At 65.7% G+C, this 21,851-nt stretch carries 21 protein-coding genes; 7 read left to right on the plus strand and 14 right to left on the minus strand.

Annotation, left to right across the window (positions count from 1 at the left end; translation table 11 throughout):
- Positions 1-109: 109 nt before the first annotated feature.
- Positions 110-1,579 carry an IMP dehydrogenase gene (gene guaB, locus NWF24_RS16125; protein ID WP_093054786.1) on the minus strand — a complete coding sequence of 490 codons (1,470 nt, stop codon included), beginning with the start codon at positions 1,577-1,579 and terminating at the stop codon, positions 110-112.
- A 128-nt stretch (positions 1,580-1,707) separates the two neighbouring features.
- Between guaB and NWF24_RS16130 the strand changes: the two genes are divergently transcribed.
- Positions 1,708-2,238, plus strand: a complete 531-nt coding sequence (locus NWF24_RS16130) for a DUF4124 domain-containing protein (protein WP_258355056.1) — start codon at positions 1,708-1,710, stop codon at positions 2,236-2,238.
- Between the two features lie 15 nt (positions 2,239-2,253).
- Here NWF24_RS16130 and NWF24_RS16135 read toward each other — a convergent pair whose 3' ends face one another.
- Together NWF24_RS16135 and NWF24_RS16140 are read right to left on the minus strand one after the other, a co-directional pair.
- Positions 2,254-2,592 (minus strand): RnfH family protein, encoded by a 339-nt coding sequence (locus NWF24_RS16135; RefSeq protein WP_258355057.1) that lies wholly within the window; start codon positions 2,590-2,592, stop codon positions 2,254-2,256.
- Positions 2,592-3,038, minus strand: a complete 447-nt coding sequence (locus tag NWF24_RS16140; RefSeq protein WP_258355058.1) for a type II toxin-antitoxin system RatA family toxin — start codon at positions 3,036-3,038, stop codon at positions 2,592-2,594. Before NWF24_RS16140 ends, NWF24_RS16135 begins: the two co-directional genes overlap by 1 nt.
- Before the next feature lie 63 nt (positions 3,039-3,101).
- Here NWF24_RS16140 and smpB point away from each other — a divergent pair, with 63 nt between their 5' ends.
- From smpB to NWF24_RS16170, 6 genes are all read left to right on the plus strand, one after another.
- The gene (smpB, locus tag NWF24_RS16145; protein WP_007832247.1) at positions 3,102-3,578 is read left to right on the plus strand and encodes an SsrA-binding protein SmpB; all 477 of its coding nucleotides are present in this window, start codon (positions 3,102-3,104) and stop codon (positions 3,576-3,578) included.
- Between the two features lie 99 nt (positions 3,579-3,677).
- Entirely contained in the window at positions 3,678-4,046 is a 369-nt protein-coding gene (locus NWF24_RS16150) for a COG4315 family predicted lipoprotein (RefSeq protein WP_258355059.1), read from the plus strand.
- 18 nt (positions 4,047-4,064) lie between these two features.
- On the plus strand, positions 4,065-4,580 hold the full coding sequence (locus NWF24_RS16155) for an RNA polymerase sigma factor (RefSeq protein ID WP_258355060.1): 516 nt from the start codon (positions 4,065-4,067) through the stop codon (positions 4,578-4,580).
- Between the two features lie 13 nt (positions 4,581-4,593).
- The gene (locus NWF24_RS16160; RefSeq protein ID WP_258355061.1) at positions 4,594-5,412 is read left to right on the plus strand and encodes an anti-sigma factor family protein; all 819 of its coding nucleotides are present in this window, start codon (positions 4,594-4,596) and stop codon (positions 5,410-5,412) included.
- Positions 5,413-5,504: 92 nt separating this feature from the next.
- Complete coding sequence (locus tag NWF24_RS16165; protein WP_258355062.1) at positions 5,505-5,900, plus strand: COG4315 family predicted lipoprotein; 396 nt, start codon at positions 5,505-5,507, stop codon at positions 5,898-5,900.
- A 121-nt stretch (positions 5,901-6,021) separates the two neighbouring features.
- Positions 6,022-7,443, plus strand: coding sequence for a hypothetical protein (locus NWF24_RS16170; RefSeq protein ID WP_258355063.1), 1,422 nt, complete (start codon positions 6,022-6,024; stop codon positions 7,441-7,443).
- A 17-nt stretch (positions 7,444-7,460) separates the two neighbouring features.
- Here NWF24_RS16170 and NWF24_RS16175 read toward each other — a convergent pair whose 3' ends face one another.
- The 11 genes from NWF24_RS16175 to NWF24_RS16225 all read right to left on the minus strand — a co-directional run bounded on the left by NWF24_RS16175 (position 7,461) and on the right by NWF24_RS16225 (position 21,834).
- Positions 7,461-8,378: a DMT family transporter gene (locus NWF24_RS16175; RefSeq protein ID WP_258355064.1), complete on the minus strand. Its 918-nt coding sequence runs from the start codon at positions 8,376-8,378 to the stop codon at positions 7,461-7,463.
- A gap of 19 nt (positions 8,379-8,397) precedes the next feature.
- Positions 8,398-10,236: a translational GTPase TypA gene (gene typA, locus NWF24_RS16180; RefSeq protein ID WP_093054766.1), complete on the minus strand. Its 1,839-nt coding sequence runs from the start codon at positions 10,234-10,236 to the stop codon at positions 8,398-8,400.
- Entirely contained in the window at positions 10,233-11,189 is a 957-nt protein-coding gene (gene truB / locus NWF24_RS16185) for a tRNA pseudouridine(55) synthase TruB (RefSeq protein ID WP_258355065.1), read from the minus strand. Before truB ends, typA begins: the two co-directional genes overlap by 4 nt.
- 2 nt (positions 11,190-11,191) lie before the next feature.
- Positions 11,192-11,563 (minus strand): 30S ribosome-binding factor RbfA, encoded by a 372-nt coding sequence (rbfA, locus tag NWF24_RS16190; RefSeq protein ID WP_062479819.1) that lies wholly within the window; start codon positions 11,561-11,563, stop codon positions 11,192-11,194.
- A 21-nt stretch (positions 11,564-11,584) separates the two neighbouring features.
- A complete protein-coding gene (infB, locus tag NWF24_RS16195) occupies positions 11,585-14,572 on the minus strand; it encodes a translation initiation factor IF-2 (RefSeq protein ID WP_258355066.1) in 2,988 nt (995 codons plus the stop codon).
- A gap of 24 nt (positions 14,573-14,596) precedes the next feature.
- A complete protein-coding gene (gene nusA, locus NWF24_RS16200) occupies positions 14,597-16,090 on the minus strand; it encodes a transcription termination factor NusA (RefSeq protein ID WP_093054760.1) in 1,494 nt (497 codons plus the stop codon).
- Positions 16,091-16,106: 16 nt separating this feature from the next.
- Positions 16,107-16,754: a ribosome maturation factor RimP gene (gene rimP, locus NWF24_RS16205; RefSeq protein WP_258355067.1), complete on the minus strand. Its 648-nt coding sequence runs from the start codon at positions 16,752-16,754 to the stop codon at positions 16,107-16,109.
- A gap of 177 nt (positions 16,755-16,931) precedes the next feature.
- Positions 16,932-18,131: a YbfB/YjiJ family MFS transporter gene (locus NWF24_RS16210; protein ID WP_258355068.1), complete on the minus strand. Its 1,200-nt coding sequence runs from the start codon at positions 18,129-18,131 to the stop codon at positions 16,932-16,934.
- 16 nt (positions 18,132-18,147) lie between these two features.
- Positions 18,148-19,785: an ABC transporter ATP-binding protein gene (locus NWF24_RS16215; RefSeq protein ID WP_258355069.1), complete on the minus strand. Its 1,638-nt coding sequence runs from the start codon at positions 19,783-19,785 to the stop codon at positions 18,148-18,150.
- Entirely contained in the window at positions 19,785-20,828 is a 1,044-nt protein-coding gene (locus NWF24_RS16220; RefSeq protein WP_258355070.1) for an ABC transporter permease, read from the minus strand. The genes NWF24_RS16215 and NWF24_RS16220 overlap by 1 nt, the downstream gene beginning before the upstream one ends.
- The gene (locus NWF24_RS16225; RefSeq protein WP_093054750.1) at positions 20,821-21,834 is read right to left on the minus strand and encodes a microcin C ABC transporter permease YejB; all 1,014 of its coding nucleotides are present in this window, start codon (positions 21,832-21,834) and stop codon (positions 20,821-20,823) included. The genes NWF24_RS16220 and NWF24_RS16225 overlap by 8 nt, the downstream gene beginning before the upstream one ends.
- Positions 21,835-21,851: the final 17 nt, after the last annotated feature.

The following is a 21,851-nucleotide window of genomic DNA, read 5'->3' on the forward strand; positions in this document are numbered from 1 at the left end:
AAGGTCTGGCCAGAATGGGCTTCAGGCCGGCGCCGGGCCGCCCCAAGGCGGCCTGCGGCCCCCTCGGGGGGCAGCGACCCACACGCAGTGGGGGAGCGTGGGGGCCAGACTATTCAGCGCGGTAGTTCGGCGCTTCCTTCGTGATCTGCACGTCGTGGACGTGGCTCTCACGGATGCCGGCCGTGGTGATCTCGACGAACTCGGCCTTGTTCTGCATGTCCTCGATGGTCGCGCAGCCGCAGTAGCCCATGCTGGCACGCACGCCGCCGGCCATCTGGTAGACGATGGAGACGATCGAGCCCTTGTAGGGCACGCGGCCTTCGATGCCTTCGGGCACCAGCTTGTCGGTGTTGGGGTTGCCGGTGGTCGATTCCTGGAAGTACCGGTCGGCACTGCCCTGCTGCATCGCGCCGATGGAGCCCATGCCGCGGTAGCTCTTGTAGCTGCGGCCCTGGTACAGAACGATTTCGCCCGGTGCCTCTTCGGTGCCGGCGAACATGCTGCCCATCATGACCGTGCTCGCGCCGGCCGCGATGGCCTTGGCGATGTCGCCCGAATAGCGCACGCCGCCGTCGGAAATCAGCGGAATGCCTGTGCCCTGCAGCGCGGTAGCGACGCTGTCGACCGCCATGATCTGCGGCACGCCCACGCCGGCCACGATGCGGGTGGTGCAGATGGAGCCTGGGCCGATGCCGACCTTGACCGCGTCGGCGCCGGCGTCGGCCAGCGCGCGCGCGGCGTCGCCGGTGGCGATGTTGCCGCCGATGACTTCGACCTGCGGGTAGTTTTTCTTGACCCAGCGCACGCGCTCGATCACGCCAAAGCTGTGGCCGTGGGCGGTGTCGACCACGATGGCGTCGACGCCGGCCTTCACCAGGGCTTCGACGCGTTCTTCGGTGCCGTCACCCACGCCGACCGCGGCGCCCACGCGCAGGCGGCCGTTGGCATCGCGTGCGGCATTGGGGAAGCTGGTCTGCTTCGTGATGTCCTTGACGGTGATAAGGCCCTTGAGCTCCCAGTCGCCGTTGATGACGAGCAGGCGCTCAAGCTTGTACTTGTTGAGCAATGCCTTGGCTTCGGCCAGCGTGGTGCCGTCGGGCACGGTGATGAGCTTCTCGCGCTGGGTCATGATTTCGCTGACCGGCACGTCATAGCGGTTCTCGAAGCGCAGGTCGCGCCCCGTCACGATGCCAACGACCTTGCCGCCGTCAACCACCGGGAAGCCCGAGATGCCGAGCTGGTCCGATAGCGCCATCACCTGGCGCACCGAGTGCGTCGGGGTGATCACCACCGGGTCGCGCAGAACACCCGACTCGTATCGCTTCACGCGGGCCACTTCGGCGGCCTGCTGTTGCGCGGTGAGGTTTTTGTGCACGATCCCGATACCGCCTTCTTGCGCGATGGCGATCGCGAGGCGGGCTTCGGTCACGGTGTCCATGGCCGCCGAGACGAGCGGCAGGTTCAGCGTGATGTTGCGGGAGAGTTTGGTGGCGAGGGAGGTGTCCTTGGGCAGGACCTGGGAGAACGCTGGCACCAACAACACGTCGTCGAAGGTGAGCGCTTTGCCGAGAAGGCGCATGGGTGAAGCTCCAAAAGACGGATTGTAACGAGGCGCCCGACCTGTTCGCCGGCCCGGGCTTTTCACGGGCGTTGCAAAACTACCTAAGCGGGATGTTGCAAAAAGTAAGGCCCGGCTAAACTTCGGGGATGAAATTCGTGCACTGGCTGGTACTGGGATGTGTCGTTGCGCTGCCGCTTTCGGCAAGCGCGCAATGGCAATGGCTCGACAAGAATGGCAAGAAGGTCTTCAGCGATCAGGCGCCACCGCCCGATGTGCCCGAGAAGAACATCCTGCGCCGCGTGGGTCCGCCGCCGTCGGCGCGCTCCACCGCGAACCCCAACGTCGATGCACCGCCCGCTGAAGGCACGCCGGCCGAGGCAACTGCACCAGCCAAGACGGCGGGCACGCCGAAGCCGACTGGTGTCGACAAGGAACTCGAGGAAAAGACCAAGAAGGCCGAGGCCGAAGCAAAGGCCAAGGAAGCCGCAGAAGCCGCCAAGGTCGCAAAGGCGAAGGCCGACAACTGCGCGCTCGCACGCCAAGGCAAGGCCACCGTCGACAGCGGCATGCGCATTGCCAAGGTCAATTCGCAGGGCGAGCGCGAGATCATGGACGACGCCGCGCGCGCCGCCGAGCAAAAGCGCCTTCAGACGGTCATCAACAGCGACTGCAAGTAGCCCGGCAGCTCGAGCTCAGTAGCCGGCCTTGCCGCCCTTGCGGCGATTCGCGAACAGGCCGGTTCCCTTCGAGCCCTGGCGCTGGAAGCGCTCCCGGCGCGCCACCTTGGGGTCCACCGCGAGGGGGCGGCACAGCTCGATGCGGTCGCCGTCCTTCAGGGCCTGGTCCCACTCGACCACCCTGCCCCAGATGCCCGGCGTCATCGCATGACGCCAATCCAGATCCGGAAAACGCAGCGAAAGATCGCTGGCCCGCACCGCATCGGCCAGCGTCGTCTCGGGCGAAAGCTGCAGCACCTGCTCGAACACCTCGCGCGCCGCGGGCGAACAGCTCAGCGTGACTTCGATGGTCATCAGGTTGCGCCGTAGACGTGCTCGGCGCGCTTGACGAAGGCCTCGACAAGGCTGGAGGCGATGGTGTCGAACACCGGGCCGACCAGCGCCTGCAGGGCGAAATTGCTGAAGCCGTAGCTCATGTGCAGCTCGACGCGGCAGGCGCGCTCGCCCTGCTCGCCTACGGGCACGAACTTCCATTTGCCGTCGAGGTTGGAGAACGGCCCGTCGACCAGCTTCAGCTGCACCTCGCGCCCCGGAACATGGGTGTTGCGGGTGGTAAAGCTCTGGTGCAGACCGGCAAAGGCCAGGCCGACTTCGGCCGTCATGCCGGCCTCGTCCTGCTCGATGATGCGGGCCTTGTCGCACCAGGGAAGAAACTGCGGATACCTCGCCACATCGGTGACGAGCGCATACATCTCTTCGGCGCTGTACCAGATGAGGACGGACTTGTTGACTGTTTTCATAGAATCGGCACAGCGTGCGCGACGGATTGTATTGAAGCCATGCAGCCCCCACATTCCCGAGTCATGGCCACAAAGAAACAAGATACCTCCTCCCGCATCGCCGACAACAAGAAGGCCGCGTACAACTATTTCTTCGAAGAACGCTTCGAGGCCGGCATGGTCCTCGAAGGCTGGGAAGTCAAATCGCTGCGCGAAGGCAAGGTGCAGCTCACCGACGGCTACGTGGTGATCCGCAATGGCGAACTGTTCGTCGTGGGTTGCCAGATCAACCCGCTCAAGAGCGCATCCACCCACGTCAACCCCGATTCGGTCCGCACCAAGAAGCTGCTGCTGAAGAAGGACGAAATCCGCCGCCTGATCGGCAAGGTCGAGCAAAAGGGCTACACGCTGGTGCCGCTCAACCTGCACTGGAAGGCCGGCAAGGTGAAGTGCGAGATCGCGCTGGCAAAGGGCAAGGCCGAACACGACAAGCGCGACACCATCAAGGACCGCGAAGGCAAACGCGAAGTCGAGCGCGCAATGAAGAACCGCAGCCGCTGAGTCTTTTTTGCGGGCAATGGAATAAAAGACGGGCTGCGGGCGTTTGTACGGTTGTCACCGGACTACCGGTGTCGCCACACACAACCCAGGAGTCTTTCCATGTCGCATTTCCGCGCATCTTCCGCCGTATTGCTGAGCGCCGTTCTCGCGCTCCCCGCCTTCGCCCAGCCCAAGCCCGCCGACGGCGCGCTGGTCGGTGCGAATGGCATGACGCTCTACACCTTCGACAAGGACACGGCCGGCAACGGCAAGTCGGTCTGCAACGGCGGCTGCGCCACCAACTGGCCACCCTTCATGGCCGCCGACAGCGACAAGCCGAGCGGCGACTTCACCATCGTCACCCGCGACGACGGCAAGAAGCAGTGGGCCGCCAAGGGCTGGCCGCTGTACTACTGGGCCAAGGACACCAAGCCGGGCGACAAGACCGGCGACGGCGTCAACGGCACCTGGAAAACCGCCAAGCCCTGACCAACCGATCCACGCCCCATGGACGCCCGCCTGCTGGTCGAGCACATCCCGAGCCTGCGCCGCTATGCGCGGGCACTCACGGGCAATGCGTGGGCGGCCGACGACCTGGTGCAGGACACGCTGGAGCGCGCCTGCAGCAAGTGGCGTCTGTGGGTGGTAGGCAGCGACCTGCGCGCCTGGCTCTTCACCGTCATGCACAACATCTTCGCGAGCCAGGTGCGCCGCACGCCACCACCCCACGCCGTGGTGCCGCTCGACGACCTGCCGCACGAGCTGCAGGGCGGCATCGACCCCGGCCGCGACCAGGGCACCAGCCTCGACCTGCAGCGCTGCCTGATGCAGTTGCCGGACGAACAGCGCGCCGTGCTGCTGCTGGTGACGCTCGAAGACCTGTCGTATGCCGAAGTGGCCAAGGTGCTCGGCATCCCGGCCGGCACGGTGATGTCGCGCCTGTCGCGTGCCCGCGTCCGGCTGCAGGAACTGATGGACGGCGCATCGACGCCTGTTCGCCCCGGCCTGCGCCGCCTCAAATGAAACCCGCCGCACCATGAGCCGCCCCGCCCCGCCCCCTACCGACGACGAACTGCACGCCTGGGTCGATGGCCAGTTGGCCGCCGAGCGCCATGACTCGGTCGAGGAAGCCATCGCCAGCGATCCCGCCGTGGCCGCCAAGGTCGCGGCCTGGCACACGCAGCGCGATGCCCTGCGCCGGCTGCATGGTGAGCTGCTCGACGAACCCGTTCCCGCTGCCCTGATGGGCGCACTCGATCGGCATCTGCCACGAACGGCGCGGCACGTCTCCTGGCTTCGCTGGGGTGGCATGGCGGCCGGCCTGCTGATCGCCTTCGCTGCCGGCTGGCTTGGGAATGCGCAATGGTCCATCACACGCGGCGGCGCGCAATTGGCCAAGGTGCCGGCCGTACGCGAATTCGTGCACGACGCCTCGGTCGCGCACGCCGTCTACGCGCCCGAGAAAAGACACCCCGTCGAAGTAGCCGCCTCCGAGCAGCAGCACCTGGTCCAGTGGCTCTCCAGGCGCCTCGACAGGCCGCTGAAGGTGCCCGACCTCTCCACCCAGGGCTACACCCTGGTCGGTGGCCGCCTGCTGCCAGGGGAAACCGGCGCGCGCGCCCAGTTCATGTTCGAGGACGCGGCCGGCGAGCGCGTGACGCTCTACATCGGCACGCTGGACGCCAATGCCGCCGGGGCCACCGCCGCACGCGAAACCGCCTTCCGCTTCGCCTCCGAAGGCCCCGTACCCAGCTTCTACTGGGTCGACCAGGGCTTCGGCTATGCCCTCGCCGGCAAGCTGCCGCGAGAAGTTCTGCTCAAACTTGCGACGCTGGCCTACCGCGATTTGTCGTAACGACCGCATAAACTGCCGGTCGCGCAATCACATTGCCCGGCTTTCCGTCACCTGGCTTGTTTTCGCGATTTTTCAACTGAAGGAGAAACTGCATGAAATTGCTCAGCGCCTCGATCCTCGCGGCGGCCCTGCTCGCCGGCTGCGGCGGCATGTCCAACAAGACCGCCAGCGCCCCCGACACGCCCACCCGCACCGCCGACGGCGTGCTGGTCGGACCGAACGGGATGACGCTGTACACCTTCACCAAGGACACTGCCGGTTCCGGCACTTCCGCCTGCAACGCCCAGTGCGCCGCCAACTGGCCCGCGCTCAGCGTGGCCGACACCGCCAAGCCCATCGGCGGCTACACCATCATCATTCGCGAAGACGGCAAGCGCCAGTGGGCCTACAAGGGCTGGCCGCTGTACTACTGGGCGAAAGATGCCAAGCCCGGCGACAAGACCGGCGACGGCGTGGCCAACGGCGCCTGGAAAGTCGCCCGTCCCTGATCCCTCGCGGATCTGATGCAAGAACGCCGGCACCCGCCGGCGTTTCTTTTATCGGCCTTTCCCGGCTTCTCCCGGTGTTTCCCGGTGCAGAGGCCGGCACCACCCACGGCAGAATCCCCGCATGAGTTCTGACGCCAATCCGGATGCCTTCCTCGCCCTGCTGACCCAGGGCCTGATCAGCGACGCACAGCACGACGCCGCGCGCGCCCACCCTGAAACCGCCGCCCTTCCCCCGCTCCCGAGCCCGGCCCATGCGCTGGCCTGGATGCGCGTACGCGGCCTGGTCACCGAGGCAGAGCAGAACGCGGCACTCGACAAGATCGGCGACGACGCCCCTCACGTCGACGACGCGGCCGACACCGCCATCGATGCCGACGATCTCATCGAGCTGGCCGAACAAGGCATCACGCACGAGGCAATCGAGGTGCTCTTCAGGGACAGCCTCATCGACGCCGAGACGCGCGACATGGCGCTGACGGAAACGCCAGTCGTGGGCACCGTGGCCGCTTCGCCCGTGGCCACGCTGGCGTGGCTGGCAACCGAAGGCCCGCTCGAAAAAGAACGCTTCGACGCCCTGCGCGCCCAGGTCGCCGTCGAGCCCGCCTTTGCCATGGCCGCCGAGCGCACGCGCATCGTGAGCGAGGCACAGGCCCTCATCGAAGCCGACGAGCAGGCCGTCAAGGCATGGCAGGCCCGCGCGCAGCGCAGCCGCCGCATCGGCGCGTGGAAGTTCATCCTGGCCGTGGCGGTGATCGGCGGCGGCCTCGGCTGGTACCTGTTCGCTCCGGCCAGCGTGCCCGCCTGCGACGCCGCCTCCACGCGCAAGACACTCGACAGCCTCATGCGCCGCGTGACCATGGACGTACGCATGCGCCACCTAGACCCGAATGCCGGCACCGTGATCGAGACGCCCTCCGTCGGCAGCATGCGCGAAGTCGGTTACCGCAAGCCGGAGCGCGTACGCGGTTGCGTGGCGGTCATGACGCGGGGCGACAGCAAGGAACCGATGGCCTACACCATCGGCCCCACGGAGCCGAAGAGCGATGAGATGGTGGTGCGCGGCGCGGACGTCGCCATCGTCGAGGCCCGCTTCGGGCACCTCGACGCCGACGGCAGGCCGCTCTACAACGCAGAACCCATCGGCCGCGAGGCGATGGAGAAAGCCTTCCGCGAAGGCGCGGCGCCGCTGAGCGAGGCACGCTCGGCTTCCGCCATGCGCATGCGTCCGCGCACCGACTCGGGCCTGGTGCGCAAGGACCCGAACCGCTCGCGCGAGATCGCCGAGATCGAGCCCACGGGCCCCTGCCGCAAGCTGGACGACGGCACGGGCCACGCCTGCCCACTGGTCATCGAATACAACGACAGCCTGCTGGGCGCCCTCTCGGGCAGCGACACCTCATTGCCCGTGACCGGGGAATTCACCTTCGTGGAAGACAACGGCAGCTGGCGCGTCAGCGACGACTTTCCGAAGACCTTCGTGCGCAAGGTGCTTGAAGCGCGGCTGAGCAGCATGGGCGTCACCGACGCGGCCATGCCGCAGTAGGCAGAAGCGCCAGTCGGTCAGTGCGCACCCGGCACCACGGTGTCGGCGACCGTGGTGCGCCGACCGCGCAGCGCCAACAGTTCGTTGAACACCAGCGCGCCAATGACCAGCGCCCCGCCGGTCAGCACGCTCGCTGCGGGCTGCTCGCCCGCACCGATCCAGGCCAGCGCAATGCCGAAGATCACCTCCAGCAAGGCCAGCAGCGCGACTTCGGGCGCCTTCAGCACCTGGGCGCACAGCACCGACAGAACGCAGGGAATGGCGAGCTGGAACACGCCCAGAAAGGCCAGCAGTCCAAGGTCATGCGCACTTGCACGGAAGGGCCACGCAAATGGCAGCGTGAAGAGCGCTGTAAGCACCGCGCCGATGAGCACCGCAGGCACCAGATCCACCTTGTGGCCCTTTGCCTGCGCGTGCTGAACGACGGTCCAGTTGGCCGCGCCGGCCAGCGGCACACACAGCGCGAGCAGCGTGCCGGCCAACGATCCGCCCCCGCCCTGCATCAACTGTGTACCGTACATCCAGCCGATGCCCGCACCCGCGACCACGATGGCCAGCCAGGTGCGCGCGGGCAGCTTGTGGCCGATGAAGAAGCGTGCCGCCAGCGCGGTGAGCAATGGCCCGAGCGACATGGTGACGAGCACGCTGGCCGTCGAAGCCAGCGTGAGCGCGACCATGAAGGCCGTGAACATCACGGCCCAGCACACGCCCGAAATCCAGAGTTCGCGCCCGCCGCGGCGCAGTTGCGAGAACACGGCGCGGCCGCGCCAAAGCGGCAAGATCACCAGCAGCGCCAGCGTCGTGAAGAGGCTGCGCCAGAAGGTGATCTCGAAACTGTGCGCCTGCGCCAGATGCCGTGTGACGACGCCCGCCGTGCCCCACATCAGGGTCACGACGACCATCAGCCAGACGGCGCCGCCGTGCGTCAGGCGCATGGCAAATCGACGGAGTCGATCAGCCTTGCGACGTATCGCGGCCGGCGCGCTTGCGCTCGTGTTCCTTCAGGTAGCGCTTGCGCAGGCGCACGCTCTTGGGCGTGATTTCGACGAGCTCGTCGTCCTCGATGAATTCCACGCCGTATTCGAGCGTGAGTTCGATCGGGGGCGTGATCTTGATCGCGTCTTCCTTGCCCGAGACGCGGAAGTTCGTCAGCTGCTTCGTGCGCGTGGCGTTCACCACCAGGTCGTTGTCGCGGCTGTGGATGCCGACGATCATGCCTTCGTACACCGGATCGTTCGCCTTCACGAACATGCGGCCGCGGTCGTCCAGCTTGCCCAGGGCGTAGGTGAAGATTTCACCGTCGTCCATGGAAATCAGCACGCCGTTCTTGCGGCTGCCGATGTCGCCCTTGTGCGGCTCGTAGCTGTCGAAGATGTTGCTGATGAGGCCCGAGCCGCGCGTCAGGTTCAGGAATTCGTTCGTGAAGCCGATCAGGCCACGCGCCGGAATGCGGTATTCGAGGCGCACGCGGCCACGGCCGTCCGGTTCCATGTTGACGAGTTCGCCCTTGCGCTCGCCCAGGGCCTGCATCACGCCGCCCTGGTGCTGGTCTTCGATGTCTGCCGTCACCAGTTCGATCGGCTCGTGCTTCTCGCCGTTGACGGTGCGGAACACCACGCGCGGCTTCGACACGGCCATTTCATAGCCTTCGCGACGCATGTTTTCCAGCAGGATGGTCAGGTGCAGTTCGCCGCGACCCATCACTTCGAAGATGCCTTCTTCGTCGGTTTCGTTCACGCGCAGCGCAACGTTGTGCTGCAGTTCTTTCTGCAGGCGGTCCCAGATCTGGCGGCTGGTGACGAACTTGCCTTCGCGGCCGGCCAGCGGGCTGGTGTTGACGCAGAAGTTCATCGTCAGCGTCGGCTCGTCGACCTTGAGCATCGGCAGCGGCGCGGGGTTCGCGGGGTCGGTCACGGTGACGCCGATACCGATGTCAGTGATGCCGTTGATCAGCACGATCTCGCCCGGGCCGGCTTCGGTGGCCTGCACACGGTCCAGGCCCTGGAAGGTCAGCACCTGGTTGACGCGGCCCTTGATGGCCTTGCCGTCCGGACCTTCCATCACCACCACGTCCATCATCGGCTTCAGGGTGCCCTGGCTGATGCGGCCCACGCCGATGCGACCGACGAAGGTCGAGAAGTCGAGCGCGGAAATCTGCAGTTGCAGCGGCGCAGCGGGATCGCCCTTTTGCGCAGGCACGTGCTTCAGGATGGTGTTGAACAGGGCCGACATGTCGGGGCCCCACTGCTCGCCCTGCGCGCCTTCTTCCAGCGACGACCAGCCGTTGATGCCCGAGGCATACACCACGGGGAAGTCGAGCTGTTCGTCGGTCGCGCCGAGCTTGTCGAACAGGTCGAAGGCGGCGTTGACCACCTTGTCGGGGTTGGCGCCCGGCTTGTCGACCTTGTTCACCACGAGGATGGGCTTCAGGCCGAGGGCCAGCGCCTTCTTGGTCACGAAGCGCGTCTGCGGCATCGGGCCTTCCTGCGCGTCGATCAACAGCACCACGCCGTCGACCATCGACAGCGCGCGTTCCACTTCACCGCCGAAGTCCGCGTGGCCCGGGGTGTCGACGATGTTGATGTGCGTGCCTTCCCAGGTCACGGCGCAGTTCTTGGCCAGGATCGTGATGCCACGTTCCTTTTCGATGGCGTTGTTGTCCATCACCGTGTCGACCACTTTCTCGTGCTCGGCGAAGGTGCCGGACTGGCGCAGCAATTGGTCGACCATCGTGGTCTTGCCATGGTCCACGTGGGCAATGATGGCGATATTGCGAATTTGCTTGGTACTCATGGTGTCGCTTCGGTCTGTTGTGCGTTCAAAAGAATTTGCTGGATTTCGATGGGGTTCAGCAAGCGCCCCGGGATCAATTCGCCGGCCGTTACATGGGCTGTGCCCAGGAACGCCTGCGGGTCGGAGCCGAACACGGCCACCTCATCGGCATCGGCCCAGCCGCCACGGCGGCGCAGGCCCGAAAGAAAACGTGCCGCATCTTCCGCGCCGAGCGTGACGCGGCTGTGGCCGTCCACCAGGGCTTCGGCAGGCAGGAGTTGTGCCAGGCGCTCTTCCTCGTCCATGGCTTCGAGCGCCTCGAGCGTGATGCACTGGGCTTCGACGAAGCCGCCCGTGGCGGTCCGGCGCAGCGAGCTCAGGTGTGCACCGCAGCCAAGCGCTTCGCCGATGTCTTCGCCGAGGGTGCGGATGTAGGTGCCCTTGCTGACGGAGGCGAGGATGCGGATGACGTCGTCGCCGATCGCGCTGAGTTCGAGCTTGTGGATCACGACGTCGCGCGGTGCCCGCTCGACCTCGACGCCTTCACGCGCGTATTCGTACAGCGCCTTGCCGTCCTTCTTGAGCGCGCTGTGCATCGGGGGCACCTGGCGGATCGGGCCGGTGAACCGTGCCTCTGCGCGCGCCAGGTCTTCAGGCGTGACGTGCACGGGCCGCTCGGCGATCACTTCGCCCTCGGCATCGCCAGTCGCGGTCTTGACGCCCAGGCGGGCCGTGGCCTCGTAGGTCTTGTCGGCATCGAGGTGCAACTGGCTGAACTTGGTGGCCGCGCCAAAGCAAAGCGGCAGAACACCCGTCGCGAGCGGATCGAGCGTGCCGGTGTGGCCCGCTTTTTCCGCGCGTAGCAACCACTTGGCCTTTTGCAAGGCCTGGTTGCTGGAGAGTCCCAGCGGCTTGTCGAGCAACAACACCCCATGCACAGGGCGCCGCTGCACCCTTGTGCGTGGCGCGTTCATGGCTAGTCGTCTTTCGAGCGCGAAGCGACGGCTTGCGCGATGAGCGCGTTCATGTCGGCCGCACGCTCGGTGGTGCGGTCGAACAGGAAGTGCAGCGTGGGCACGGTGTGGATGTGCAGGCGCTTGAACAGGCCGTTGCGCAGGAAGCCCGCGGCCTGGTTCAGCGCTTCGGTGGTCTCGGCCACGTCGCCCGTGAGCAGGCTGAAGAAAATCTTCGCGTGCGCATAGTCGGGCGTGACCTCGACGGCCTGGATCGTGACCATGCCCACGCGCGGGTCCTTCAACTCGCGCGCGATCAGCTCCGTCAGATCGCGCTGGATCTGATCGGCAACCTTGAACGCGCGGTTGGGGGCGGCGGCTTTTCTCTTCGGCATGGACTTTCTCGCATCGAACGCTTACAGCGTCCGGGCGATTTCCTTGATTTCGAAGAATTCGAGCTGATCGCCCTCTTTGATGTCGTTGTAGTTCTTGAGCTTGATACCGCACTCAAAACCTTCGCGGACTTCGCGCACATCGTCCTTCATGCGCTTGATCGAGTCGACTTCGCCCGTGTAGACCACCACGTTGTCGCGCAGCAGGCGGAAATGCGCACTGCGGTTGACCGAGCCCGAGGTGATGTAGGAACCTGCAACGGTACCGATCTTCGAGGCCACGAACACCGTGCGGATCTCGGCCGAGCCGATGATTTCCTCGCGGCGCTCCGGAGCCAGCATGCCCGACATCGCGACCTTGATCTCGTCCACGGCGTCGTAAATGATGCTGTAGTAGTTCAGCTGCACGCCGTTGTTCTCGGCCAGCTTGCGCGCACCGGCATCGGCACGCACGTTGAAGCCGATCACGACCGCCTTCGAGGCGATGGCGAGGTTGATGTCGCTTTCGCTGATACCACCCACGCCGGCATACACCACCTGCACCTTGACCTCGTCCGTCGCCAGCTTGAGCAGCGATTGCGCCAGCGCTTCCTGCGAGCCCTGCACGTCGGCCTTGATGATGATGCGCAGCGTCTGCACTTCGCCCGCCGACAGGTCGGTGAACATGTTCTGCAGGTTCGCGGCTTGCGCCTTCGCCAGCTTGGTGTTGCGGAACTTGCCGGCACGGTAGGTTGCGATTTCGCGCGCACGGCGCTCGTCGCTCATCACCATGAACTCGTCACCCGCTTGCGGTACTTCGGTCAGACCCTGGATTTCGACCGGGATCGACGGGCCTGCGGTCTTGGTCGACTTGCCGTCTTCATCCAGCATGGCTCGCACGCGGCCATAGGTCGAGCCAGCCAGCACCACGTCGCCGGTCTTGAGCGTACCGGACTGAACCAGCACGGTAGCAACCGGGCCGCGGCCCTTGTCCAGCTGGGCTTCGATGACCAGGCCCTTGGCGGCGGCATCCATCGGCGCCTTGAGTTCCAGCACTTCGGCTTGCAGCAGCACCTGTTCAAGCAGGTCGTCGATGCCCTGGCCCGTCTTGGCGGACACCGGCACGAACGGCACGTCGCCGCCGTACTCTTCGGGCACGACTTCTTCGGCCACCAGTTCCTGCTTCACGCGGTCCAGGTTGGCGTCGGGCTTGTCCACCTTGTTGATGGCAACCACGATCGGCACACCAGCAGCCTTGGCGTGCTTGATGGCTTCCTTGGTCTGGGGCATGACGCCGTCGTCGGCCGCCACCACCAGGATCACGATGTCGGTAGCCTGAGCACCGCGGGCACGCATGGCCGTGAAGGCCTCGTGACCCGGGGTGTCGAGGAACGACACCATGCCGCGTTCGGTTTCCACGTGGTAGGCGCCGATGTGCTGCGTGATGCCGCCGGCTTCGCCCGCTGCGACCTTGGCGCGGCGGATGTAGTCGAGCAGCGAGGTCTTGCCATGGTCGACGTGACCCATGACGGTCACGACCGGTGCGCGCGGCAGGGCTTCGGCTGTTTGCGCCGACACGTCCTCGTCGGTGAAGGCTTCCGGGTCGTCAAGCGCGGCAACCACCGCGTTGTGGCCCATTTCCTCCACCAGGATCATTGCGGTGTCCTGGTCGAGCGACTGGTTGATGGTCGCCATCTGGCCGAGCTTCATCAGTTGCTTGATGACCTCTTGCGCCTTGACGGCCATCTTGTGCGCGAGCTCGGACACCGTGATGGTTTCGGGCACATGCACTTCGAGAATGCGCGCCTCGACCGGTGCGGCCGGCGCGTGTTGCTCGTCGTGACCGCCGCGGTCGTTGCCACGGCGACCACGCGGGCCTCCGCGCCAGTTGCCGCGACCGACACCACCGCTGGCATCGCCGCGGGTCTTGATTTCCTTCTTCTTGGCAGGATCGCCAGCCCAGCTCGACGAGAGCTTGGCGGACTTGACTTCCTTGCCTGCGGCACCGGCAGCGCCGGGTGCAGCTGCTGCAGCGCCGGGCGCGGCAGGTGCGCCGGCACGCGCTGCGGGCGCGGTCGGCTTGTGCAGCGTTCCCTTGACCGCGGCCTTTTCGGGCTGCGGCTTCTCGGGTGCCTTGTGCGGCACCAGCACGCGGGCCGGTGCGTTCATCATGGCGCGGATGGCTTCGGCTTCGGCCAGGGCCTTGCGGCGACGCTCGTCGAGATCCTTGGCGCGCGCAGCTTCCTCATCGGCGCGGGCCTTCGATTCGGCGGCGGCCTTGGCCTTCGCGTCTTCCTTGGCCTGCGTCGCGGCGGTTTGCGCGGCGAGCTTGGTGTCGGCAGCCTGCTGCTCTGCAGCAGCGGCGGCAGCTGTCACGGCAGGCGCGGGAGCAGCCGCCGGCTTGGTGGCCGTGGTGCTGTCCTTTGCGCTCGCGGCGGCAGCGGCTGCTGCGGCCGCGGCCTTCTTCTCGGCAGTTTCGGCGGCGACGCGCGCGGCTTCCTGCTCGGCCTTCTCAGCCTTTTCGGCCTGCTCGCGTTCGCGGGCTTCGGCTTCTTCGCGCAGGCGGCGCTTTTCGGCCAGCTCTTCTTCCTGGCGGCGGATCAGCTCGGCCTGGCGGCGCGCTTCTTCCTCGCGGCGGGCCAGTTCGGCCTCGTCGATGCGGGGAGCGGCGGGCGCGGCGGCAGGTGCCTCGGCCACTTGCTGCGCCATCTCGGGCGTGGCGGGGTGGCCGTCTTCGCGCTGAATGAAGGTGCGCTTCTTGCGCACCTCGACCTGGATGGTGCGGGCACGACCGGTGGCGTCGGCCTGCTTGATCTCGCTGGTCGACTTCTTGGTCAGCGTGATCTTCTTGCGCTCGGGCTCGACGGTGCCGTGGCTGGCCTTCAGGTGGCCGAGCAGGCGCTGCTTGTCAGCCTCGGTGAGCGCATCGGTGGCGGCCGCTTTGGGCACACCTGCGCTCTTGAGCTGGTCAAGCAAGGTTTCGGGAGTCTTCTTGAGCTCGTTCGCGAACTCGGCGACAGTGGTACTGGACATATTGGTTTCGTGCCTCCATGACCGTCACTCTTGGCCGGCGAACCAGTGTTCGCGGGCTTTCAAGATGAGGGCTTTGGCGTCATCGGCGCTTTGGCCGGTGATCTCGGTGAGTTCATCGACCGCGAGGTCGGCAAGATCGTCACGGGTGTTCACACCCGCTTCGGTCAGCTTGGGAATCAGCTCGGGGTCCAGGCCTTCGAGGTCGTGCAGGTCTTGCGACACCGTCGACTGGGCCTCGACGCCCTCTTCCTTGGCGATTTCCATGGTCAGCAGCGCATCCTTGGCACGCGAGCGCAGCTCATTGATGGTGTCTTCGTCGAAGGCCTCGATTTCCAGCATTTCGGAGATCGGCACGTAGGCCACTTCCTCGAGGCTGTTGAAGCCTTCCGAAATGAGGATGTCGGCGATTTCCTCGTCGACGTCGAGCTTTTCCATGAAGAGCTTGCGGCTGGCATCGGTTTCGGTCGCCTGCTTCTGGGCCGACTCGTTGGCGTCCATGATGTTGATCTTCCAGCCGGTGAGGTCGGAAGCCAGGCGCACATTCTGGCCGCCGCGGCCGATGGCGATGGCGAGGTTTTCCTCGTCGACCACCACGTCCATGGCGTGCTTTTCTTCGTCCACCACGATCGACGACACGTTGGCCGGAGCCAGCGCACCGATCACGAACTGGGCCGGGTCTTCGCTCCATAGAACGATGTCCACGCGCTCGCCGGCGAGCTCGTTGGTCACGGCGTTGACGCGGGTGCCGCGCACGCCGACACAAGTGCCGATGGGGTCGACGCGCTTGTCGTGCGATAGCACTGCGATCTTGGCGCGCGAACCCGGGTCACGGGCGCAGCTCTTGATTTCGAGCAGGCCCTGCTCGATTTCGGGAACTTCCTGGCGGAACAGCTCGATCATGAACTCGGGAGCCGAGCGCGACAGGATGATCGGCGCGCCGCGCAGCGTCAGGTCGACTTCCATGATCATGGCGCGCACGCGGTCGCCGTTGCGCAGGTTTTCCTTGGCGATCATCTCGCTGCGGCGCAGGCGCCCTTCGACACGGCCGGCCTCGACGATGATGTCGCCCTTGTCCAGGCGCTTGACGGTGCCCACGAAGATCTTGTCGCCGCGCGACATGAAGTCGTTGAGCAGCATCTCGCGCTCGGCGTCGCGGATCTTCTGCAGGATGACCTGCTTGGCGGCCATGGCGCCGATGCGGCCGATCGGCACCGAGTCCACCGCTTCTTCGATGTACTCGCCGACTTCGATGTCCGACATTTCTTCCTTGGCTTCGAACAGGAGGATTTCCTGGTCGGGCAGCTGCAGGCCGGCCTCGTCGGGTACGACGTGCCAGCGGCGGAAGGTCTCGTAGTCGCCGCTGTCGCGATCGACCGCGACGCGAATGTCCACGTCGCCCTGATGGAGCTTCTTGGTGGCTTGCGCCAGAGCGGACTCGACCGCACCGAAGACCACGTCACGCTCGACGTTCTTCTCGCGCGAGATCGCATCCACCAACATCAACATTTCGCGATTCATGCCACCACTCCTCTAGTCAGTCCGGAACCTGCGTTCCGTCGTCAATATCCGAAAAACCCGGTTGGGTTTTGGCCTTGCGGCCCTTGAAATCCACAATAGGCGCGAGCCGCGCCTCGCGCAGCTCGTCAAGCACGAAGCCCAGCGCCTGCAGCGTTGCAGGCGCGCGCTTCTTGCTCACTTTTTGACCCGGCTTGGGCTCCGGCGCATCGCTCCAGACGATTTGCCAGCCCTGGGCGCCGACAGCGCCCTCAACCTGTGCAACACGCTCCAGCGTGCCGCGAAACTTCTTGCGGCTGGCCGACACCTGGCCCGCCGCCGCAGCGCCCATGGGCGCCTTGAGCGTGATGTCGATCACCTCGCCCACGAAACGCTCGAAATCCTGCTCATTGCGCAGCGGACGGTCAATACCGGGCGAGGACACCTCGAGCCGCTTGTAATCGACACCATCGACCTCGAGCGCGAATTGCAATTGGCGCGTTACCTTCTCGCAGTCTTCGACCGTCACGAAGGGCTCTGGCACGCCGGCAGCCGCATCTTCGGAGGTGGGGGCCGTCCAGGGCAAATCAATCGTCACGCGCAGCAATCCCCCGGCCGAGCGTTCGATCTCGACCAGGTCATAGCCGAGACCGGCCACGGTTTGTTCCACTATTTGCTGCAATGCCACGTGTTCGAAGGTGCCTTTTAAATACTGGGTTCATGCCATCCGCCCGCCACGGATGCCAGATCGCCATGAATGCTCAGAATGCATAGACCAAAAAAAACGGGCGGTTGGTACCCGCCCGTTTGGTCGTGAGCCTCGAATTATATGCTATTTGTGTAATAAATGAAGGGGCTTCGAGGCTCAGCCACCTATTGATTGGCGCGATTTGAACCAAACCAATGCGAATAGCACCGCGCCGAGCGCCAATGCCGCCGCCGCGACCAGCAACGGCAGCTGAAAAGACCCCGTCCGCTGGGCCAGTGGCGCCGCAAACAACGGTCCGACGATCTGCCCTACCCCATAGGAAGCCGTCGCGTAGCCGATCAGCCCGGCAGCCGCATTGCCGCGCAGCCGGCGCGCATCCCGCATGGCAAAAAGGGTGATGGCAGTGAACGGCATGCCCAGCAGCAGGCTTCCGAGCGCGAATCCGACAATGCTCGGCCATGCCACCGACAGCACGACGCCCAGCGCCTGCAACGCGTAGGCGCAAGCCAGCAGCAGCCGGTTGTCCCAATGCGTCGGCGCGCGGGCCCCGATCAGCGCGCCTGGAATGATGGCCAGCCCGAAAAGCGGCCAGAAGAAGTCCGGCCAGGACGATCCCGGCAGCGCCTGCCGGGCGATCACCGGCAGGAAGGTGGCGGTGATGATGTAGCCGAAGCCCGCCAGCCCGTAGAGCGCGACCAGCCATATCGCGTCGCTGCGGTCAGCCGGCCCGGCCACGCGAACCGCCGCAGCAGGCACCGGAGCGGCACCGCCATCTGCCGATGCCCGTTCGCCGTCGTCAAACACCCGCCAGATCACCACGATCAGCACGACCGCCAGGATGCCCAGGCCGATCCACCCCGCCTCGGAGCCCCAGCGCCCCAGTGCACCACCGAGCAAGCCCGTCATCGCGATGCCGATTCCCGGCCCGGTGTAGATCACGCCGGCCAGCGTCGGCGCGTTTGTCTCAGCCAGCCGGCGCAGGCCCCAGCCCGAGGCGAAGACGAAGACCCAGGCGCTCATCACGCCTGCCGCTGTGCGCAGCACGCCCCAGCTCGTGAAGCTGTGCAACAAGCCCATACCAATCAGCAGAGCGGCCGTGGCCACCAGCCCACCCCGCACCATGCTCGACGCCTTGATGCCGATGGCCGCGCAGCTCACCGCGCCGAGGAAGTACCCCAGGTAGTTGAGCGACGCCAGAACTCCGCCCGCCGCCAGCTCCAACTTTCCCTCGTGCAGCATGATGGGCAGCATGGGCGTGAAGGCAAAGCGCCCCAGGCCCATCGCCACTGCAAGGGTGACCATGCAGGCCAGCGCCGCGCGCCAGGCGCCGCGCCGGTCGCGTCCGATTTCCGACATTTCTTGCAGTCTCCGTTTATTCCAGCAGCGCGGCGGCCACCAGCTTCTTTGTATAGGGGTGCTCAGGCGCGTCGAGCACGCGCTCGACCGACCCGGTTTCGAGAATGGCTCCGTCCTTCATCACGATGACGTGATGCGCCATCGCCCGGATCACCTCGACGTCGTGCGTGATCAGCAGATAGCTCAGCCCCCGTTCGCGCTGCAGGCGCTGCAGCAGGCTCAACACCTGCTTCTGGATCGTCACGTCGAGCGCACTGGTGGGCTCGTCGAGCACCAGCAGCTGCGGGTCGACGATCAGCGCGCGGGCAATCGCCAGGCGTTGCCGCTGACCGCCCGAAAACTCGTGCGGATAGCGGTCGAGCAGCGAGGGGAACTGGGCCTCGGTCAGCCCGACATCGGCCAGCGCGGTGAGTGCACGGGCACGGCGCGCCGCGGTGTCGAGTTCGGGCGCGTGCACGCGCAGCCCCTCGCCCACGATCTGCTCCACCGTCATGCGCGGCGACAGCGACGAGAACGGGTCCTGGAACACCACCTGCATCACGCGGCGCAGGCCGAGATCGGAGGCGCGGTCGACAGCCCAGCCCTTTCCCGCGACCGTCAGTGCGCCCTGGTGCTTCAGCAGCCCCAGCGCTGCCAGCGCCAGCGTCGACTTGCCCGAACCCGATTCACCGACCACGCCCAGCGTCTCGCCCGGCACGATGCGGAAATCCGCCCCCTGCACCGCCACGAACTCGCCCTTGCGGAACCAGCCGGCGAAGCCTGGCTTCGGCACGGGATAGATCACGCGCAGGGCCTTGGCCTCGATCACCGGCGCCGCGTCGGCACGCGCAGCGACAGCCGCCACATTGCGCTCGGGATGACTGTCGATCAGCTTGCGTGTGTAGGGATGCTGCGGCGCATCGAACACAGGCGCCACCGCGCCATGTTCGACGACATAGCCGTTCTCCATGACCACCACCCGATCGGCAAAGCGCCGCACCAGGTTCAGGTCATGCGTGATGAGCAGCACGGCCATGCCGTACTTGCGCTGCAGGTCGGCCAGCAATTCCAGGATCTGCGCCCGCACGGTCACGTCGAGCGCGGTGGTGGGCTCGTCGGCCAGCAGCAGGCGCGGCTTGCAGGCGAGCGCCATCGCGATCATCGCGCGCTGGCGCTGGCCGCCCGAGAGCTGGTGCGGAAACGCTCTCGCCCGCCGCGCCGGCTCCGGAATACCGGTGTCGGCCAGCAGTTGGACTGCGGCCGCCTGCGCAGCGCGGGCTGATAGCCCTTCGTGCAGTTCGAGCACCTCGGCGATCTGGTCGCCGACACTGTAGAGCGCATTCAGCGCGGTCATCGGCTCCTGGAAGATCATCGCGATCTCCTTGCCGCGGATGCCGCGCAACTCCCGCTCGGGAATCGACAGCAAGTCGCGCGCGCCCTGCGAGCGCCCGCCGCTAAAAAGCTGGGCCGTGCCAGACAGGTCGGCGTTCTGCACCAGCCGCAGCAGCGACAGCGCAGTGACCGTCTTGCCCGAGCCCGACTCACCGACGAGTGCGAGCTTTTCGCCAGCGGCCATCTGGAAGTCGATGCCGTGCACAACCTCCTTGCCGCTGAACGCGACGCGCAGGCCCTTTACGTCGAGCAGGGGCTGGTTGGGTTGTTGTGAATCGCTCATCACTTGTCGGCCTTGCGCGGATCGAGCGCATCGCGCAACGCGTCGCCCATGAAAGTCAGCAGCATCAGCGTGACGACCAGCACGACGAAGGTGGACAGCGAGATCCACCAGGCGTCGATGTTGCCCTTGCCCTGGCTCAGCAGTTCGCCGAGCGATGGCGTACCGGGCGGCACGCCGAGGCCGAGAAAGTCCAGCGAGGTCAGCGCCAGAATGGCCGCGCTCATGCGGAACGGCAGGAAGGTGACGACCGGCACCATGCTGTTGGGCAGGATGTGGCGCCACATGATCTGCAGATTGCCCACGCCGAGCGCGCGCGCGGCGCGCACATAGTCCATCTGCCGGTTGCGCAGAAACTCGGCGCGCACGTAGTCCGACAACCCCATCCAGCCGAACAGGCTCAGCAGGATCAGCAGCAGCGCCACGCTAGGCGTGAAGATCGCGCTGAAGATGATCAGCAGGTACAGCTCGGGCATCGCCCCCCAGATCTCGATCAGCCGTTGGAAGGTCAGGTCGATCTTTCCGCCGAAGAAGCCCTGCACCGCGCCGGTCGCGATGCCCAGCACCACCCCTATTACCGTGAGCGCCAGCGCGAACAGCACGCTCACGCGAAAGCCGTAGATCAGTTGGGCCAGCAGATCGCGGCCCCGTTCATCCGTGCCGAGCAGGTTCTCGCTCGAAGGGGCCGCGGGGTTCGGCGGCTTCGAGAAATAGTTGAGCGTGGCCGGGCCATAGCGATTCGGGGCATAGATCGCCCAGTTGTCGCCCTGGGTGATGCGCTGCTCGATGAACGGATCGAGGTAGTCAGCCGGCGTCTCGAAGTCGCCGCCGAAGGTCCTCTCCGAATAGTCCCGCAGCACCGGGAAATAGGTCTTGCCTTCGTAGCGCACCACCAACGGCCTGTCGGTCGACAACACATCGGCGAAAAGGCTCAGCACCACCAGCACCGAAAAGATCAACAGGCTCCAGAACCCCAGCGGATTGCGGCGAAAACGGCGCCAGGCACGACGGCCGGGACTCACGGACACGACAGGCGCTTTAGTCAAACTTCACCCTCGGATCGACCCAGACATAGCAAAGATCGGAAATGAGCTTGGTCACCAGACCGATCAGCGTGAACAGATAGAGCGTGCCCAGAAACACCGGGTAGTCGCGCCGCAGGACGCTTTCGTAGCTGAGCAGGCCCATCCCGTCGAGCGAGAACAGCGTCTCGATCAGCAGCGCGCCCGAGAAGAAGGCACCGATGAAGGCGGTCGGGAAGCCCGTGATGATCGGAATCAGCGCGTTGCGGAACACGTGCTTCCAGAGCACCTGGCGTTCGGCCAGCCCCTTGGCACGCGCCGTCAGCACGTACTGCTTGCGGATCTCTTCGAGGAAGGAGTTCTTGGTGAGCATCGCGGTGATCGCGAAACTGCCGAGCACCATCGCCGTCACCGGCAAGGTGATGTGCCACAAATAGTCGACGATGCGCGCGCCCCAGCTCAGCGACTCCCAATTCGGCGAAGTCAGCCCGCGCAGCGGAAACCATTGCAGCTGGCCGCCGAAGATCACCAGCAGCGCCACGCCCAGCACAAAACCCGGAATCGCGTAGCCAACGAGCACCAGCAGCGTCGTAAGAAAGTCGAAGCGCGAACCGGCGCGAACCGCTTTCGCAACACCGAGCGGCACCGCTATCAGGTAGCTGATGAAGAAGGTCCAGAGCCCCAGGCTGATCGAAACCGGCAGCTTCTCCTTGATGAGCTGCCACACGTCCTTGCTCTGGAAGAAGCTCTTGCCCAGGTCGAAGCGGGCAAATTGCTTGAGCATCTGCCAGAAGCGCTCGGGCGCCGGCTTGTCGAAGCCGTACAGAGCCTTGATTTCCGCCACCTGCTTGGCGTCGAGGGAGCGCCCCGTGGGGCCACCGGAGAGGCGGTTTTCCTTGTTGGTCAGCTGCGACAGCAACTGCTCGGCCGGGCCGCCCGGAACGAATTGAACGATGGCGAAATTGATCAGCAGCACCCCGAACAGCGTGGGAATGATCAGCAGAAGGCGTCGAAGCAGGTAGGCGGCCATGCGGTCTGTCTGTGTCT

It is taken from the genome of Variovorax paradoxus (assembly GCF_024734665.1).
Classification (GTDB): Bacteria; Pseudomonadota; Gammaproteobacteria; order Burkholderiales; family Burkholderiaceae_C; genus Variovorax.

Excerpts from the sequence above, each read along its gene's own strand:
- guaB (WP_093054786.1), bottom strand. The coding sequence starts at position 1,579 with ATGCGCCTTCTCGGCAAAGCGCTCACCTTCGACGACGTGTTGTTGGTG.
- NWF24_RS16130 (WP_258355056.1), top strand. The coding sequence starts at position 1,708 with ATGAAATTCGTGCACTGGCTGGTACTGGGATGTGTCGTTGCGCTGCCG.
- NWF24_RS16135 (WP_258355057.1), bottom strand. The coding sequence starts at position 2,592 with ATGACCATCGAAGTCACGCTGAGCTGTTCGCCCGCGGCGCGCGAGGTG.
- NWF24_RS16140 (WP_258355058.1), bottom strand. The coding sequence starts at position 3,038 with ATGAAAACAGTCAACAAGTCCGTCCTCATCTGGTACAGCGCCGAAGAG.
- smpB (WP_007832247.1), top strand. The coding sequence starts at position 3,102 with ATGGCCACAAAGAAACAAGATACCTCCTCCCGCATCGCCGACAACAAG.
- NWF24_RS16150 (WP_258355059.1), top strand. The coding sequence starts at position 3,678 with ATGTCGCATTTCCGCGCATCTTCCGCCGTATTGCTGAGCGCCGTTCTC.
- NWF24_RS16155 (WP_258355060.1), top strand. The coding sequence starts at position 4,065 with ATGGACGCCCGCCTGCTGGTCGAGCACATCCCGAGCCTGCGCCGCTAT.
- NWF24_RS16160 (WP_258355061.1), top strand. The coding sequence starts at position 4,594 with ATGAGCCGCCCCGCCCCGCCCCCTACCGACGACGAACTGCACGCCTGG.
- NWF24_RS16165 (WP_258355062.1), top strand. The coding sequence starts at position 5,505 with ATGAAATTGCTCAGCGCCTCGATCCTCGCGGCGGCCCTGCTCGCCGGC.
- NWF24_RS16170 (WP_258355063.1), top strand. The coding sequence starts at position 6,022 with ATGAGTTCTGACGCCAATCCGGATGCCTTCCTCGCCCTGCTGACCCAG.
- NWF24_RS16175 (WP_258355064.1), bottom strand. The coding sequence starts at position 8,378 with ATGCGCCTGACGCACGGCGGCGCCGTCTGGCTGATGGTCGTCGTGACC.
- typA (WP_093054766.1), bottom strand. The coding sequence starts at position 10,236 with ATGAGTACCAAGCAAATTCGCAATATCGCCATCATTGCCCACGTGGAC.
- truB (WP_258355065.1), bottom strand. The coding sequence starts at position 11,189 with ATGAACGCGCCACGCACAAGGGTGCAGCGGCGCCCTGTGCATGGGGTG.
- rbfA (WP_062479819.1), bottom strand. The coding sequence starts at position 11,563 with ATGCCGAAGAGAAAAGCCGCCGCCCCCAACCGCGCGTTCAAGGTTGCC.
- infB (WP_258355066.1), bottom strand. The coding sequence starts at position 14,572 with ATGTCCAGTACCACTGTCGCCGAGTTCGCGAACGAGCTCAAGAAGACT.
- nusA (WP_093054760.1), bottom strand. The coding sequence starts at position 16,090 with ATGAATCGCGAAATGTTGATGTTGGTGGATGCGATCTCGCGCGAGAAG.
- NWF24_RS16210 (WP_258355068.1), bottom strand. The coding sequence starts at position 18,131 with ATGTCGGAAATCGGACGCGACCGGCGCGGCGCCTGGCGCGCGGCGCTG.
- NWF24_RS16215 (WP_258355069.1), bottom strand. The coding sequence starts at position 19,785 with ATGAGCGATTCACAACAACCCAACCAGCCCCTGCTCGACGTAAAGGGC.
- NWF24_RS16225 (WP_093054750.1), bottom strand. The coding sequence starts at position 21,834 with ATGGCCGCCTACCTGCTTCGACGCCTTCTGCTGATCATTCCCACGCTG.